Source organism: Chryseobacterium sp. KACC 21268 (assembly GCA_028736075.1).
In the GTDB taxonomy this organism is placed as follows: Bacteria; Bacteroidota; Bacteroidia; order Flavobacteriales; family Weeksellaceae; genus Epilithonimonas.
This window is the reverse complement of record CP117875.1, coordinates 1241111-1257355: the sequence shown is the minus strand read 5'-3', so window position 1 is coordinate 1257355 and position 16245 is coordinate 1241111. Positions and strand designations below refer to the sequence as shown.

The 16245-nt window shown below is 39.9% G+C and carries 14 protein-coding genes and 1 tRNA gene; 8 read left to right on the top strand and 7 right to left on the bottom strand.

The window, feature by feature from the left end; translation table 11 throughout:
• Positions 1–77 precede the first annotated feature (77 nt).
• The 4 genes from PQ459_05985 to PQ459_05970 form a co-directional block, all read right to left on the bottom strand.
• Entirely contained in the window at positions 78–1415 is a 1338-nt protein-coding gene (locus PQ459_05985; protein WDF48029.1) for a Mur ligase family protein, read from the bottom strand.
• Between the two features lie 129 nt (positions 1416–1544).
• Complete coding sequence (locus PQ459_05980) at positions 1545–1949, bottom strand: hypothetical protein (protein WDF48028.1); 405 nt, start codon at positions 1947–1949, stop codon at positions 1545–1547.
• A 146-nt stretch (positions 1950–2095) separates the two neighbouring features.
• Positions 2096–4183, bottom strand: coding sequence for an ATP-binding protein (locus PQ459_05975; GenBank protein WDF48027.1), 2088 nt, complete (start codon positions 4181–4183; stop codon positions 2096–2098).
• A complete protein-coding gene (locus PQ459_05970; GenBank protein WDF48026.1) occupies positions 4180–4884 on the bottom strand; it encodes a LytTR family DNA-binding domain-containing protein in 705 nt (234 codons plus the stop codon). Before PQ459_05970 ends, PQ459_05975 begins: the two co-directional genes overlap by 4 nt.
• Before the next feature lie 130 nt (positions 4885–5014).
• Between PQ459_05970 and PQ459_05965 the strand changes: the two genes are divergently transcribed.
• From PQ459_05965 to PQ459_05940, 6 genes are all read left to right on the top strand, one after another.
• Positions 5015–5494, top strand: a complete 480-nt coding sequence (locus PQ459_05965) for a T9SS type A sorting domain-containing protein (protein WDF48025.1) — start codon at positions 5015–5017, stop codon at positions 5492–5494.
• A 4-nt stretch (positions 5495–5498) separates the two neighbouring features.
• The gene (locus PQ459_05960) at positions 5499–8048 is read left to right on the top strand and encodes a collagen-like protein (protein ID WDF48024.1); all 2550 of its coding nucleotides are present in this window, start codon (positions 5499–5501) and stop codon (positions 8046–8048) included.
• An 11-nt stretch (positions 8049–8059) separates the two neighbouring features.
• Entirely contained in the window at positions 8060–8473 is a 414-nt protein-coding gene (locus tag PQ459_05955; GenBank protein WDF48023.1) for a hypothetical protein, read from the top strand.
• Positions 8474–8763: 290 nt separating this feature from the next.
• Positions 8764–9726, top strand: coding sequence for a bifunctional helix-turn-helix transcriptional regulator/GNAT family N-acetyltransferase (locus PQ459_05950; protein WDF48022.1), 963 nt, complete (start codon positions 8764–8766; stop codon positions 9724–9726).
• A gap of 2 nt (positions 9727–9728) precedes the next feature.
• Entirely contained in the window at positions 9729–10052 is a 324-nt protein-coding gene (locus tag PQ459_05945; protein WDF48021.1) for a cupin domain-containing protein, read from the top strand.
• Between the two features lie 10 nt (positions 10053–10062).
• The gene (locus PQ459_05940) at positions 10063–10470 is read left to right on the top strand and encodes a PaaI family thioesterase (protein WDF48020.1); all 408 of its coding nucleotides are present in this window, start codon (positions 10063–10065) and stop codon (positions 10468–10470) included.
• A gap of 112 nt (positions 10471–10582) precedes the next feature.
• Here the strand turns inward: PQ459_05940 and PQ459_05935 are convergent, their stop codons facing one another.
• Positions 10583–11413 (bottom strand): MBL fold metallo-hydrolase, encoded by an 831-nt coding sequence (locus PQ459_05935; protein ID WDF48019.1) that lies wholly within the window; start codon positions 11411–11413, stop codon positions 10583–10585.
• A 200-nt stretch (positions 11414–11613) separates the two neighbouring features.
• Between PQ459_05935 and PQ459_05930 the strand changes: the two genes are divergently transcribed.
• Positions 11614–12255, top strand: a complete 642-nt coding sequence (locus tag PQ459_05930) for a class I SAM-dependent methyltransferase (GenBank protein WDF48018.1) — start codon at positions 11614–11616, stop codon at positions 12253–12255.
• An 85-nt stretch (positions 12256–12340) separates the two neighbouring features.
• Here the strand turns inward: PQ459_05930 and PQ459_05925 are convergent.
• Positions 12341–12411 (bottom strand) — tRNA-Cys (locus PQ459_05925).
• 296 nt (positions 12412–12707) lie between these two features.
• Here PQ459_05925 and ribB point away from each other — a divergent pair.
• The gene (ribB, locus tag PQ459_05920) at positions 12708–13829 is read left to right on the top strand and encodes a 3,4-dihydroxy-2-butanone-4-phosphate synthase (GenBank protein WDF48017.1); all 1122 of its coding nucleotides are present in this window, start codon (positions 12708–12710) and stop codon (positions 13827–13829) included.
• Positions 13830–13999: 170 nt separating this feature from the next.
• On the opposite strand, the gene PQ459_05915 is transcribed toward ribB, so the two are convergent.
• The gene (locus PQ459_05915; GenBank protein ID WDF48016.1) at positions 14000–16198 is read right to left on the bottom strand and encodes a M1 family metallopeptidase; all 2199 of its coding nucleotides are present in this window, start codon (positions 16196–16198) and stop codon (positions 14000–14002) included.
• Positions 16199–16245 lie beyond the last annotated feature (47 nt).

The window sequence follows — 16245 nt, the reverse complement described above, 5'->3', positions numbered from 1 at the left end:
TTTTGGGTTTCGGATTTGTCATTAATAAAAAACCTTCTGAAAATTAATACAGAAGGTTGATAATTATTTAATAAAATTTATTTCGTCAAATCCAAGCCTCCGAAATTACCGGAACTCATCATTACAAAAGCGCCTTTCGATTTGTCCAAAGTTTCCCAATATGCGTGAAGGTCTTCGGCATTGGTAAAGACTTTCAGGTTTTCATTTTTGAATTTTTCCTTAATCAAATCCGGAGAAATCGGGTCCATCCTTTTGATTTTCAAAGCGTCTTCTGAATAGAAAACGACGGCATTGTCCAAACCATCCATTGCGTGGTCGTATTGCTCAAGAAAAACTGGATTCAGACTTGAGTAGGTGTGCAATTCTAAAAATCCAAACGTTTCAGTTTTTGCAAATTGTTCTGCAAATGCGGAAACAGTAGCTTTCACTTTGCTTGGTGCGTGCGCGAAATCTTTGTAAAGCAGTCCGCCATCAGCTCTTTTAACAATTTCAAGACGTTTTGATGCACCTTTGAAACTCATAATCGCTTCATAGAATTCCTCTTCCATAATACCCAATTGCGAACAGATGAATCTTGCGCCTTCCATATTCAGCAAATTGTGTTTTCCGAAAACGGACAATGGAATATCGCCCATATCGGTCTTCAGATTGACGATGCCATTTACAATTTCGTAATCTGGGGTTTTGTAAGGAATTTTTCTGAAATAATTTTCAGCCGACTCCACCACTTTCACCACTTCCGCATCTTCCTCATTGTAAACCAAAACACCGCCAGGCGTGATGCTCGCCACAAACTTCCTGAATTGGTCGATGTAATCATCAAAGGTTTTGAACACATTGATATGGTCCCAAGCAATGCCTGAAACCAAAGCGATATTAGGTTGATATAACAAAAATTTCGAACGCAAATCAATCGGAGAAGACAGATATTCGTCGCCTTCAAGAATCATAAAATCATTGTCATCCGTAATTTTCACCATACAATCGAAGCCTTCCAATTGGGCGCCAACCATATAATCAATATCTTTCTGATGGAAATTGAGAACGTGAAGAATCATCGATGTAATCGTGGTTTTGCCGTGGGAACCGCCGATGACCACTCTGGTTTTTTCTTTCGATTGTTCGTAAAGAAATTCCGGATAAGAATAGATTTTCAAACCTAATTCTTTTGCTTTGGCAAGCTCAGGATTGTCGGCGTGAGCGTGCATTCCGAGGATTACGGCGTCAATATCCGAAGTTAGTTTTTCGGGAAACCAACCCAATTCTGTGGGAAGAATTCCTTTCTTTTCCAAACGGGATTTTGAAGGTTCGAAAATAGCATCGTCCGAGCCTGTGACCTGATAGCCTTTATCTTTGAGCGCAATGGCAAGATTGTGCATTGCAGAACCGCCAATAGCAATGAAATGGGTTTTCAATTCTGAATAATTTTAGACAAAAGTAAGGAAAGATGTGTGAAGTTAGAAGCCAGAACTTAGATTTTTCCTTTCATTAAATTCAGATATAAAAAAACCTGATTCGTTTTTGCAAATCAGGTTTTTTATTTTTTAAGCTACAATCTCTTTTTGTGTAAGATTGTGTTCGACTTTCAATTCCTCGCCTGTCAGCGTGAAATAGATGTTCTGTAATTGATGAAGATGCGTGCATTTGATGTAATTTCCAAAGAACAAAAATCCTTCAAGAATTTTGTTTGAACTAAGGTCAAAATCATATCTGCAGAAATTCGGAAGGTCGAATCGCACTCTCGTGGACGAACGATAAACTTCCTTGAATCCAAGTTTTGAAAACCATTCTGCTGTAAGGGCAATTGGTTTTAGCTTTCTTTGATCTACCGCGGTGTATGGGTCGATCTTAATAAAAAGACCATTGTTTTTGTTTTCCATCCCGATTACTGGTACGATCTCATCTTCATAGATGACCAAATTGTTGAGTCTAAGTTCTGTGGCTTCCATATGCGAAAATGTTAGTGATTATATATAGGTAATTATCTACTTAACAAAATCGTTGCCAAAAAGCTAAACAATTCTTCTTTGCTACCAAAAAAGCAAACTTTAACAATTGAACAGAAAAAAGGGAAATTATCAAAAATGAAATTAAATCAAATCTTTTTTATGCATAGCATAATTCTAGTCTCGCCAACTTCTACATTTGTATCGACCTCAATTTTGCAATCAATTGCTTTGCAAAGATCGCGGATCACGTGCATTCCCAAACCTTTGGTGGTTCCGATGCTCATCTTGTCATCATACAAAGCTTGGAACTTTTCAATGTTGGTTCCACCGCCATTATCTTTGATTAGAATGTAATGAAAATCGCCCTGCTCCCAAACTTTGCAGAAGATGTGAGGTTGATCGACATTTTGCAAAACTTTGACGGCATTATTTATCAAATTTCTAAGGATCGTTTTAAGGTATTCTTTGTCTGTAAAAATTTTAAGGTTTGAAGGAATTTCATATTCCAGATCAATATTTGAAACCCAGACAAATTCTTTTTTAATTTCATCAAAGACCTCATCTGCGCTATAAAACTGTTTATTCGGTTCGAAGTTTTCCATTTGGCCTTTGCTCCAGAGAAGCAGATCTTCCATTTGTGTCAAAAGTTGATCAGCCGAATCTGAGGTTTGTTTTTCCAGTCGGATCTTGGTTTCATTATCTATTAAATCAGGTGCGTTTTTTTGAAGATCAAGAAAATGAATCAATGATACAACGGGACTTCTTAGATCGTGATTTAGAATTCCGAAGAATTGCATTTTTGTTTTGTTTGCTTTTTCCAGTTCAGAATTCAGGAATGATAATTTTTTATTAATCCGTTTTCTATTTCTGCTTTGATTGTAAAGCAAACCTCCAATAATAGCAATCGAAATCAAACCAGAAATGAGATAGACCCGTTGTTTTTTGGCATTTCTGATTGTCAATTCGTGAATTGTATTTTCAGCCGACAGTGATTTTATTTCCTGTTGTTTGTTTTTGTTTTGATACTTTGCCTCGGTATCAGCAAGACTTTTTTTACCAGATTCTACAGACAAAGAGTCGTTGGTTTGGGTATAAATTTGATGATAGTCATAGGCTTTTTTCCATTGACTCTGAGCTGCGTAAGCCTCGGACAGTTTTTTGTTGATTTCGGCAAAAGATCTTTTATCGTACACGTATGCAAATTTTAAAGCCTTATTTAATCTTTCGATTGCCGGCTTATATTTTTTTTGCTCCAGAAGAACTTTTCCTTTGACGATGTTGGCTTCCATTTCTATTTCTTCATCATTTGATTTGATGGCAAAATGCAAAGCCTTATCTGCATAATCATCTGCGAGTTCCAATCTGTTCTTACCCAAATAAAACTCTGACATATTTCGATTAGCATAACTAATATTAAGATCCAGCATCGGATTATTATTTGCCAGATCATACAACTCGAGATAGTTCTTTTTGGCCAGATCCAAATTACCCAAATGTGTGTAAGCCTCTATCAATGAATTGTATAAAAATGCAACACCGTCAGATTTATTGAGAAAGGGCTTGGCGTAGTTGCAATATTCCACAGATTTCTCAAATTGCTTCATATCATTATAAGCATCCGCAATCTGCAGATATGAAACTCCAATATTATTCAACTTCAGAGAATCTGCTTTTTTATCAAGTTTCAGATAATCAATCGCTTTTAGTTTATAATTGATGAAGTTTTCAAATTCCGAACGATCCAGATAATACTCCCCCAGACTTCCCAATAAAATTCCTTTGGAGTCCGAATCTTGTATCGTATCAACAATCTTTTTGATATAATGAATGAGATTATCAGCTTTTTTGTGCTCCTTGATGGAGTAATACATATAATTCAGACGCATTAATGCCAATGCTTCCTGCTTTATATCTTTTGTCGTTTGACTCAGCTTCAGTGATTTCTCAAAGTAAAAAGTTGCTTTTTCATATTGGTTATCTGTATATTCATAACCATATCCTTTATAGAAATAGAATTTACTCAAATACTTTGGATGATTTTTGGCGAGTTGAATTCCGTACTCAGCTTTATCAAGTAAGAGTGTATATTTTTCATCATCTCTCAATTCTTTACAGTAATTGTCCCATCTTTTTAATTTATCATTTATGTTTTGATATTTTGAAAGATCCGGCTGCTCCTGAGAAAATGAAAAAGCAAACAATTGACAAGCAAAAAAAAGCAACAGCCTTTTCATAACAGAAATTTCAAATTATCTTTAAAACTTCTACCAATCGGAATGGCAATATTATTATTCAGAATAATCTCGTGCGTATTTATTTTATTAATGAATTGCTTCTGCACCGCAAAACTCCTGTGAATACGGATAAACGATTGGAAACTCACTTCTTTTAGCAAAAGTCCAATACTGGAGAGTACGCAATGTCTTTTTTTGGAAGTGACTACCAGAGTATAGTCCTTCAAAGCTTCCAGGTAAAGGATTTCGTGAAGTTTTACTTTAATTTGTTCGTGACCTTCTTTGATGTAGATCACATCACCACCGATACTGGCTTCAAAAAGGCTGGCTTTATTCCGAATTTCGAAAAAATCAGTGATTCTTCTCATCGTCTGATCAAAACGATCAAACTTTAAAGGTTTTACGATAAAATCTAATGCTTCCAATTCAAAACTTTCAACTGCAAACTCCGGATGAGAAGTGATAAAAATACAGGCGGGAACGTATTTTACCTTCTTTCTTAGTCCAACCCCAGACAGCTCTGCCATATCAATATCCAGGAATAGAATATCTACAGACTGATTTTCTATGGCTTTCAAAGCTTCAATAGAATCAGAAAAAGTCCCAAGAATGTGGAGGTTGGGAAACCTCTTCGCAAAAGACAAAACCGTCAATCTATCGATCTCGTTGTCATCAACAATAATACACTTTAAGTTTTCCATTATTGCCTGCTTGTTTTATCAAATTTAAGAAAAAAAGTCATTGGTCTATTTAAAATGTTGTTCGTCTATTACATCTTTTTATAGGATAGCATTCTCTATAACTTCGATAAAAATTTTAAAACCTATTACAATGAGCAAAATACTATTAATGAAATTTCTGGCTCTGATCATCATTCCGTTTGGATTGACCAAGGCTCAGACAGCGATTCTCACAACGGGAAGCACGGCAACAGGTGCATCCGGAAGTACAACCTACAGTGTTGGCCAAGTTGTCTATTCTCAAAAAGGAGCCGATCAGCAAGTGATGGAAGGTGTACAACAGGCGTACGAAATCATCACGCTGGAAGTAGATGACGAATCCATAATGGAGAAAAAGATCCTACTCTATCCAAATCCTGTACGAGATTTTCTGCACGTTGATTTCGGAAAGGAAAACTTCTACAATTCTAATTACGTCCTGTTTGATTCCCAAGGAAAATTGATCAAAACAGGAAACTTTTCCCAGCAAAAAACGGAATTGGATATGACGAGCCTTCCAACATCTGTGTACATCATTCAGATCTTCCAGGATAAAAAGAACATCAAAACATTTAAAATCATTAAAAAATAACCTTATGAAAAAAATTGTATTAATTGCAGCTTTGGCATTGGGAACTTATATGGTTTCCGCTCAGGCTCCTGAAAAAATGAGCTATCAGGCCATTGTCAGAAATGCATCTGGACAACTATTGACTAATCAAAACGTTGCGGTAAGAGTAAGCGTGTTGCAAGGTTCCGCAGCTGGAACAGCCGTGTACTCCGAGAGAGTCACAGGAACAACGAATGTGAATGGCTTGGTAAGTCTGGAAATTGGTTCAGGAACTGTGCTTTCTGGAACCTTTAACGCCATCAATTGGGGAACCAACAGTTATTACCTAAAAACTGAGACCGATCCTGCAGGCGGAACTAATTACACGATCGCAGGAACAAGTCAATTACTGAGCGTTCCTTATGCCTTGTACGCAAAAAGTTCTGGCGGCGGTGGCGGCGGAAGTTTGACATTACCTTACACAGCGACGACCAACAACGCTTCAACGCTTTTTTCATTGACCAATGACGGCGACGGAACTTCGGTTGAAGGGATCAACAATACCACAACTTCGAGTATTGCTGCTGTACGAGGTACAGTTTCCAATGTTGCGCCAGGCGGTTTTTCTTCTGGCGTGCGGGGAATCAACAATGGAACTGGCGGATTGGGTGTTGGCGTCTGGGGTTCACAAGCGGGCTCAGGTTGGGGCGTTTATGGCGTAACACCTAATGGATTAGGCGTTTATGGAAATTCAACAGGTTCTGGAACTGGCGTTTATGCAAACAGTAGTACCGGAACAGGACTAACAGCTACCAGCACCAATGGTATCGCAGCAAGTATGAGCAATTTCAACAGTGCTAATAATAACAATGTCCTTAATGCCTCCAACTCAGGAAACGGAGTAGTAATCAATGTTTCTTCCACTGGTTCCGGAGCAGGAGTAATGAGTAGTACAGGAACAGGCTTTGCCATCCACGGAATTACGAGTTCTCAAGCTTCTGCAGGTGTCATTGCTGATAATAATGGTGCCGGAGAAGCCGTGGTCGGAAGAAATACCAGTGACATTGCAGGCGCAGTTGTCGGCCGAAATGATGGTGGTGGATTTGGCGTGAGAGGCTTTGTTTCTGGCAATACAACAGGAACATCTGTTGGTGTACTGGGACAGGTGGGACAAAATAGTGGCAAAGGCCGTGCAGGCAGATTTGTAAATACGAATGCGACCAATGACCGAAATACCTTTGAAGTGGAATCAAACGGTAATGGAAATATACCGGATAATACGCAGGGCAATGTCTCATCTTTTCTTTCTAATAATACCAATAGTGTAAGTGCAGCGGTGAGAGGTGAGGTAAAAACGATTTTCGGCAACTTTGGCGCGGCAGGTATTTTCGGGGTTTCATCTGGAACAGGAGGTTTTGGTGGATTATTTTACTCCTCAAATCCAACTGGAAATGGACGAGCTTTGGTCGCCTTAAACGATGGAAATGGTGACGCATTCATTGCAAACGCAGGAAAAGATGGAGATGCCATAGAGGCGAATGTGGATGGAGCTGGCCGTGCAATTTACGGCTGGGTACCTACATTCAGTACGGGCAAAGCAGCGGAATTCAAAAATTTCAACACATCGAATAACAATGCAAGTCTCACTGCAACAACTGTGGGAAATGGTACTGCAGGAGATTTCTTTGTAGATAATACCAATGGAACATCTCCAGCAGTGAAAGGTGAAGTCAATTCTATTTTTGCTAATTTTGGTACTGCAGGTGTCTATGGTCTATCCTCTGGCACAGGTGGATACGGAGGTTTGTTTTATGCCTCAAACGCCGCGGGAAATGGTCCCGCTTTACTAGCCCTGACTGAAGGAGCCGGAAATGGAATCACGGCCAATGCAGGCGGCAACGGAGACGGCGTGGAAGCTACAGCAGATGGTACAGGTTCGGCCATCTACGGTTGGATACCTAATTTTGGAACCGGTAAAGCCGGCTATTTCAGAAACTTTAATAATGCAAACAGCCAACCAGTGGTCCACGTCACTACAACTGGTACTGGTTCGACATTGCTTATCAACCACCAAGGGCCATCAGGAAATCTCGCTGTTTTCCAAAGCGCAAGTGCCAATGTTGCAAGAATTGATAAAACAGGAAGAGGTTTCTTCAATAATGGAACGCAGAATACTGGCGCCGACGTTGCCGAAGCATTTAATGTAGAAGGCAACACCGCAGATTACGAACCAGGCGACATTCTGGTCATCTCAACCGATACAGACAGAACCATCGAGAAATCTTCCGAAGCCTACTCTACGCTTGTGGCTGGTGTTTACGCCACGAAACCTGGTGTTTTATTAACCGAGGAAAACATCGATTCTGAATTAGTTGGTAAAGTCCCAATGGGCGTCATTGGTGTGATTCCAACCAAAGTTTGTCTGGAAGGCGGAAACATCAAACGTGGTGATCTGCTTGTGACATCTTCGATCTCAGGTGTTGCGATGAAGGCTGACCCGAAAAAAGTTCAAATCGGTCAGGTTCTTGGAAAGGCACTTCAGGATTACAATCAGGAAGGCATTGGAAAAATCAAAGTTTTAGTAAGCATCAAATAAAATCAATCCAAATGAAAACATTATATATCACAACATTCCTGTTGGCAGGCATCGTTTCTATACAAGCACAGGACAATAAAACCGTCGAACAGCAGGACAACATCCAGCACATCAAAGACTCAAAAGCATTCGAGCAAAAGATGATGAATCAGCAAAGCGAGAAAAAAGCGGAATCAAAAACTGCTCAATTGGCTTCGGAACAAGGTCTGGAACAGAAAAATAAAATTGCAACACCACAGCCAAAATCCAGCGCTTCTTCAGGAAAATTAATCCCAAACAACGCAACGTTGGAAGAAATCTTAGCTAGCATTCCCAACAGAAAAGTGGTGAGAAACACAGCTTCAAAACCTACAAATGCAGTGAAAGGTCTGCCTAACACAGCGACTTTGGAAGAAATCAAAAAGACAATTCCTAAAAATCCATAACCCTTTTTTAAAACTAATGGCCAGAATCAGAGTAATTAATTTTGCTCTGATTTTTCATTCCTCTGATTTTTGGCAGCATAATTGTTATTAAAAAAATACCATTCACTGTTATATATAGTTTTTAAGAATAAGTAGGGGGACGCTTTGTTGGTCTCCCTATTTTATTTTTAATTAAGCCATTCTAAAGTTTTAGCCAACTTATTCAACCCAATATTTTATCATTAATAATTTGTGTCTTAAATAAACTTTTATAAATTTGCATAACTGATTATGTAATTAATTATACTATTATGAATTTATTTGAGAGAACTGGTAAAATGGCTTTGGGAAGCAGATTACGTCTGTTGACCGCTAAGTTTACCGATGATGCTTCGAAAATCTACGAGCTGTATGGCAACGATTTTTCACCCAAATGGTTTCCCGTATTTTTTATTCTGGCACAAGATGGCGAGAAGACCATCACCGAAATTGCCGAACAAATCTCACATTCGCAGCCTTCTGTCACCAAGATCATCAAGGAAATGGCAACGTCAGGATTGGTCGAAAACAACTTGGAATCCAAAGACAAACGCAGAAATCTGGTTGGTCTCACCGACAAAGGACAACAACTCTCTGAGCAGATGAAAGACCAATTTAGCGATATTGACATTGCTGTGGAAAATATGATTAACGAGGCCAATCACAATCTTTGGGAAGCCATTGCAGAATGGGAATTTCTCCTGGAGCAAAAATCACTGCTAAAAAGAGTTCAGGACCAGAAAAAACTTCGTGAAAGTAAAAATGTAAAAATCGTAGACTACGAGCCGAAATACCAATCTGCCTTCAAAGCCCTGAACGAGGAATGGATCTCCAACTACTTCGAGATGGAAGCTGCCGATTACAAAGCTTTAGACAATCCTCAGGAATATATTCTTGACAAAGGCGGCAAAATCCTGGTTGCACTTTACAATGAAGAACCACTTGGCGTTTGTGCGCTAATAAAAATGGATGACCCAGATTATGACTTCGAAATGAGCAAAATGGCCGTTTCTCCCAAAGCACAAGGCAAAAACATCGGTTGGCTCCTCGGACAGGCAATCATCAATAAAGCAAAAGAGTTGGGTGCTTCAAAATTATATCTGGAAAGCAACACGATCCTAAAACCCGCCATCAATTTGTATTATAAAATGGGCTACGAAAAGATCGTTGGCCGTACGACGCCTTACAAACGTTGTAATATCCAGATGGAACTTAATTTGAAAAACAATTCTTAATCATGAAAAATATAGTAACAAAGGAAAACGCTGTCAACAGACAGTTTTTAGGAGTCGATTTTGTGGTGCTTTCTATTGGCAAAAATACCATGGTTACAAAAATGCTATACAAATCGACAGACAATGTCCCATTTCACAAACATGCGAATGAACAAAGCGGATACGTGATCTCTGGAAGATATATACTGAAATTTGAAGGAGAAGAATATGAGTTATCACAGGGCGACACTTATTCTATCCCGGCAGATGTTGAGCACTCTATTGTAATTTTGGAAGCTGGTGAAGTAGTAGATGTTTTCAGTCCAATCCGTCAGGATTATTTGTAATTTTTTATTGATGCAAAGAAGAATCAAAGACAGCTTCGAAAAGCAAGGTTTGATGAAAACGCTTAATGCAGAACTAGTGAGCATAGAAAAAGGTGTGGTGAAAATTTCCGTAGATTTCTCGGAGGGTTTGTCGCAACAGCATGGCTTTTTCCACGCGGGCGTAGCCACGAGCATTGTGGACAGTGCTTGTGGCTACGCTGCGTTGACGATGCTGCCGGAAGATATGGAAGTGTTATCAGTAGAATTTAAGATCAATTTTTTGAAACCTGCTAAAACCGACAAGCTGATTGCTCTCGGCAAGGTTTTACAATCCGGAAAAACCCTCACTATTTGCGAAGGCTATGTCTATGACAGTTCCGAAAAGAATCTCATCTCGAAAATGACGGCCACTATGATTTCCGTTGGGAAACCGATTTGAAACAATTTAAATTTAAATTAATTACCACATTAAATGAAGAATGTCCTATTTCTTCCAAATATGGTGAGATAAAACTATTGATGCCTAAAGGTAAAAAAATCAAGATTGCAATTTACTGCCCAATCGATTTTTCCATCAAGATCCGCCACACATTCATATGAAGCCATTCGTTGTAGTTTTGCAAATGTTTGTATTGTGGCAATTTCACCGTTGTAGGAATCTCGAATAGGTTTGTTCCATTCTTCATTTCCAGTTCGGTCGCTTTGTACAGATCTTCGAAGTAATTGATCTGCAGATCCAAATCTTTGCGATTTCCAATAGGTCTCACGTGAGCCATCAATAATTGATCGAAGTCCAGTTTTTTGATTTCATACAGATCTTCCAACCATTGTTTTGGTTTGGCATCTGGCAGATAGGCGTAGAGAACACGATCGGGCACCACCAGATCGACTGTGAAAACCGTTTTCTCCTCCGGAAATCGGAAAACGGTCATACCATCACCGTGATTTTTACCATAGTAATGGAGCTCGATATTTTTACCTCGCAAACTAAAAACAGTTTTGTTACCAGTCCAGGTGGAATCGACCTCAATGACGTTTTCATTGGGCGTCATATTTTCTACAGCTTTTGCGTGGGCAATAAATTTCGCGCCGAGTTCCTTGTAGATCTTACCTCCAGAATTATGATCCCAATGATTATGACTGTAGATCACATATTTGATGGGAAGTTTTGTATGTTTTTTGATCGACTTCAATGTTTCAGCAGCAATTTTATCATTGGTAGGATCAACAACGATGACACCTTTCGGAGTGATGTAAAACAGTGAAAAAACACGGTCACCCACCAAATAAATATTGTCCTGTGCTTTGTATTCTTTGATCTCCGTTTGGGCAAACACAAAATGAATTAACAACAAAAATGCAATACTGAAAGAAAATTTCATACGCTGAATATTTTATTGAATAAAAATTGATCTAAGTAGCAAGCAATTAATATGCTACCACAGGCAACTCTTTTTTGAACAACGTTGAATTAACAATTATTTAAAAACTTAATTTAAGAATTGGTAAGCTAAATTGAAACACAATCACGATCATCGCATTATTCCGTAACTTTCGACAGCGAAAAATTGAACGAAGAAAGATGAAGCAAACCAATCCCTGGAACACAATCCCACTAGACGACTATGAGCAACATATGCGACACCAAGAAGTTGCACAAGCGCAATTGATCAGCGCTCTTACAAATAAATATCTGACCAAATACGAGCCCGAAAATATCTTGTTCCTAGGAATCAGTGGTGGAAATGGTTTGGAACATATTGATGCCAATAAAGCAAAAAGGATATGTGGCATTGATATCAATCAAAGTTATCTTGAGGAAACGAAAAAGAGATTTGGTGAGAAGCTGGAGCAATTGGAACTTTTTAATCTGGATATTTCCGAGTCCATACAATCGATTATCAAGGCAGATCTTTTGTGGGCAGCTTTGATCTTTGAATATGTTGATTTGGATAATGCTTTGAGGTTTGTTGATAACAATATGACCGAATCTGCAAAACTCATAATCACGATACAATCAAATAATGGCGCTGGCTCCGTAAGTCCGACTGGCATTGAAAGTATCAAATCTGTAAAAGATATTTTCAAAATTGTAAATAAAGACGAGTTGCAGGAAGTTGCATCGAAGTTTGGATTGGAACTTACTGCATCAGAGGAAAATGGATTACCAAACGGCAAATCATTTACAACATTTGTCTTTCAGAAAGCAGAATTTCTAACGTGAAAAAAATCTCATTGATCTGATTGGGAAATCCAATAAACAAAAAACCCTAAAACATTATAAATAAATGAATTAGGGTTTACCAGTGAGGTGCCTAGCGGATTCGAACCGCTGTGGGTGGTGTTGCAGACCACTGCCTAGCCGCTCGGCCAAAGCACCGTTTTCTTGGATTGCAAATTTAGTGTTTTTTTTCAAATTTCAAATTTTATCGGCTTTTAATTTCAAAAAAAAGTTTTCAACCACGGTAAAATGTTGATTAATAGACCAAACGTCTCCTAGCCCTGATGGTAGTGGAAATCCCACAGCAAGCCTTGGACAAAGCTTGGCGCGAGGAATTGCAATGGACAGCAGGTTCCCGGCTCCAAAAAATAGACACGTTCTACATATCTTTAATCGGTTTTTACAATCTTTATTTACGTTCTAAATAAGTATCTTTGCAAAAAAATTTTAGCACAATGGATAAGATCCAACTAAATACGATAGCGGAAGCACTGGAAGACCTTAAAAACGGAAAAATGATCATCGTGGTAGATGACGAGGACCGTGAGAACGAAGGTGACCTTCTTGCTGCTGCAGAACTGACGACGACGGAGATGATCAACTTTATGACCATCCACGCGAGAGGCCTGATCTGTATGCCGCTGACCGAGAAAAGATGTGACGAACTGGAACTGAACTCGATGGTGGCCAATTCTACCGATCCGAAGGAAACTGCATTTACCGTTTCTGTGGACCTGCTTGGAAAAGGCGCTACGACAGGCATCTCTGCCGGTGATCGTGCGAAGACGATTCTAGCCATTATGGACCCAAACACCAAACCTGGCGACCTGATGAGACCTGGACACATCTTCCCGCTCCGCGCAAAAGAAGGTGGCGTACTGAAAAGAGCCGGACATACCGAAGCTGCGATCGACCTGACAAGATTGGCAGGACTGAAGGAAGGCGGCGTGATCTGCGAGATCATGAAGGATGACGGCGATATGGCGAGAATGCCGGACTTGCTGGAGTTTGGACAGAAACACGGACTGAAGGTGGTTTCTATAGAAGACCTGATCCATTACAGACTGAGACAAGGCGACCTGGTGGAAAGAATCGAGGAGCGTGATATCAAAACGCATTTCGGGGATTTCAAATTCTATGTTTTCGAGGAAAAACCGACGGAGCAGATCCACTTTGCATTGACGACGGGAACTTGGACGCCGGACGAATCTGTCTTGGTCAGGGTTCAATCGTCGAGTTCATATTTTGATGTGTTGAGCAGACTTTCCAATGGCGAACATCCGTTGATGCAGCGTGTGGTGGACCTCATCAATTCTGAAGGGAAAGGCGCCGTGGTCTTCATCAATAATGTTTCCAACAAAGAGAACACGTTGAGCAAACTTCAGCATTTCCTTAATTATCAAGATGGAACCAGCGAACTTCCGACAATCGCACCAAACTTCCGTGATTATGGAATCGGAACTCAAATTTTGAAAGACCTTGGAATCAACAAATTCAAAGTGATCACGCAGAATCCGAACATCAAACCAGTGATCTCCGGATATGATGTGGAGGTGACGGAAATGGTGGCTCTGTAAAATTATTTGGGCAGCTTTATCCGTCTTCCGTTCCCAATCTTTTTTGCCTTACTTTTCCAGCCGCAAAAAAGGATTTCCACTCAAGCCGGGCTGCTAAGATTCAGCGTTCAAAAATATAAAACAAAAGCTCCGAATAATTTCGGAGCTTTGTTATTTCAAGTATAATCAACTTATTCCTTATTGAATTTGAAGGCTTTGCCACCTTGTGAAAAATCAATACTCTTCTTGTCTTTGCTAAATGTGATGGTAACATCTGCCTGCTCAAAAGAGAATTTGCTCTCTCCCAAATATTCCAAAGGAAACTCTGGCTGACCTGTTGCCTGTCCGTATAATTGCCCTCCTTTCTCTGTGAAAGTCAGTTTCAACGGTACTTCCTTTGTGCTGAAGGTTCCTGCGAATTCTTTCATATTCACTTTTTCTACTGGAGCTGCTTGCGCTGAGGTCCAAACATTGTTTTTAGGATTGATATCCGGAACGCCAGATGCTGGATCCAATTTCACCTCACTTACTTCTTTGGTAGAATTCACTTTGAAGGTCCATTCTGTGTTGCGTTTCCAAACCTCAACAGGTAATTTCACCACCTGCTTTGTTCCATCTTTGAAGGTCAATTCAACCGTTGTCGGCATAGGTAACTGACCAAGATTCTCAACGGTGATCTGTGCGCCGTTCTTATAATCGCCATTGAAAGGTTTTACCGATTTCACAGCCTGATCCACTTTCCACTTGTTGATGAACCAACCTCTCCAGAACCAGTTCAGCTCCTCTCCAGAAACATTTTCCATCGTGTGGAAGAAATCCCAAGGTGTCGGGTGTTTAAACGCCCATCTCGCCACGTAAGTTTTGAACGCTTTATCAAATTTCTCAGGACCTAAGATCGTTTCTCTCAAAATCCCCAATCCCAATCCTGGTTTGAAGTAAGCCAAAACACCGATGCTTCTTTCCTTCATATTATCTGGACCAACCATTATTGGTTCAAAATTATCATTAAGAACGTAAGCACCCATCTGTGCGATGTTTTGTTTGTGGTAATATTCCCCATTGTTGAAAGCTGCGGTAGAACCTTCATTGATGAAAGTATTGAAACCTTCGTCCATCCAGGCAAACAATCGCTCGTTGGAACCCACGATCATCGGAAACCAAGTGTGACCAAACTCGTGATCGGTAACGCCCCACAGACTTTCGCCTTTGGAACTCATATGACAGAAGACGATTCCTGGATATTCCATTCCGCCTTCGTTTCCGGCAACGTTGGTTGCTGCTGGATATGGATATTCAAACCATTTTCCTGAATAATGCTCGATGGAAGCTTTCGTGTATTCGGTTGATCTTCCCCACGCTTTTTCGCCAGCACTTTCTACTGGATAAGCAGAGATTGCTAAAGATTTTTTACCACTTGGCAAATTGATCCTCGCTGCATCCAAAATGAAAGCTGCTGATGATGCCCAGGCAAAATCTCTAGCATTTTCTATTTTGAATTTCCAGGTTTTGGTTCCTGTTGCATTATTTTTTCCCAATTCAGATTCTGGACGGATCGCAACTGTTTTGTCGCTGCTTCTCGCCTGATTCCAACGGCTGATCTCTTCTTTGCTGTAAACTTCTTTTTCATTTAATAATTCACCGGAAGCCACCACATATTGATTGGCAGGAACGGTAATGTTAGCTGATAAAGTTCCGTATTCTAAATAAAATTCTGAAGCTCCCAAATATGGTGAAGTGTTCCAACCCAAAACGTCGTCATAGACAGACATTCTTGGGTACCACTGCGCCATCGTGAAGATCTTTCCGTTCTTCGTATCTTCGATCCCCATTCTGTCGGAACCGTATTTTGGTGATAGGAAGGAATATTCGATCTTCAATTTTGCAACACCGCCGTTCGCTTTCAGATCTTTTGGAAGATCGATCTGCATTCTGGTATCGGTGATGGTGTATTTCACATCTTTACCATCGTATGTTACAGATTTGATCTTGTAACCGCCATCAAACTCTTCGCCGTGTGCACCATTTCTACTTCCGGAAAGTGGCACTACCGCATTACCTCTGGAATCCTTTGCAAAAAGATTCTGGTCCAATTGCAACCAAAGAAATCCCAATTGATCAGGACTGTTGTTGGTATAAGTGATCTCTGCTGAACCTGTGATCTCATTTTTAGCAGCATCAAGGCTTACATTGAGTTGATAATCTGCTGAGTTCTGCCAATATTTGTGGCCAGGTTGTCCGCTTGCAGAGCGGGTTTCTGTTCCAGTCTGAGGATAGAACAAGGGTTTGAAAGCTTCGGTGTAGCTGTAGGCAGGCGTTTCCTGCGCATAGCTATTTGCTGAGAAAGCAAATATCGCAACCGCAGAAAGAAGTGTTGGAATTTTGAATTTCATTGAGGAATAGATTTATTATTAAAATAAAATTAGTCAATAAAATCCAG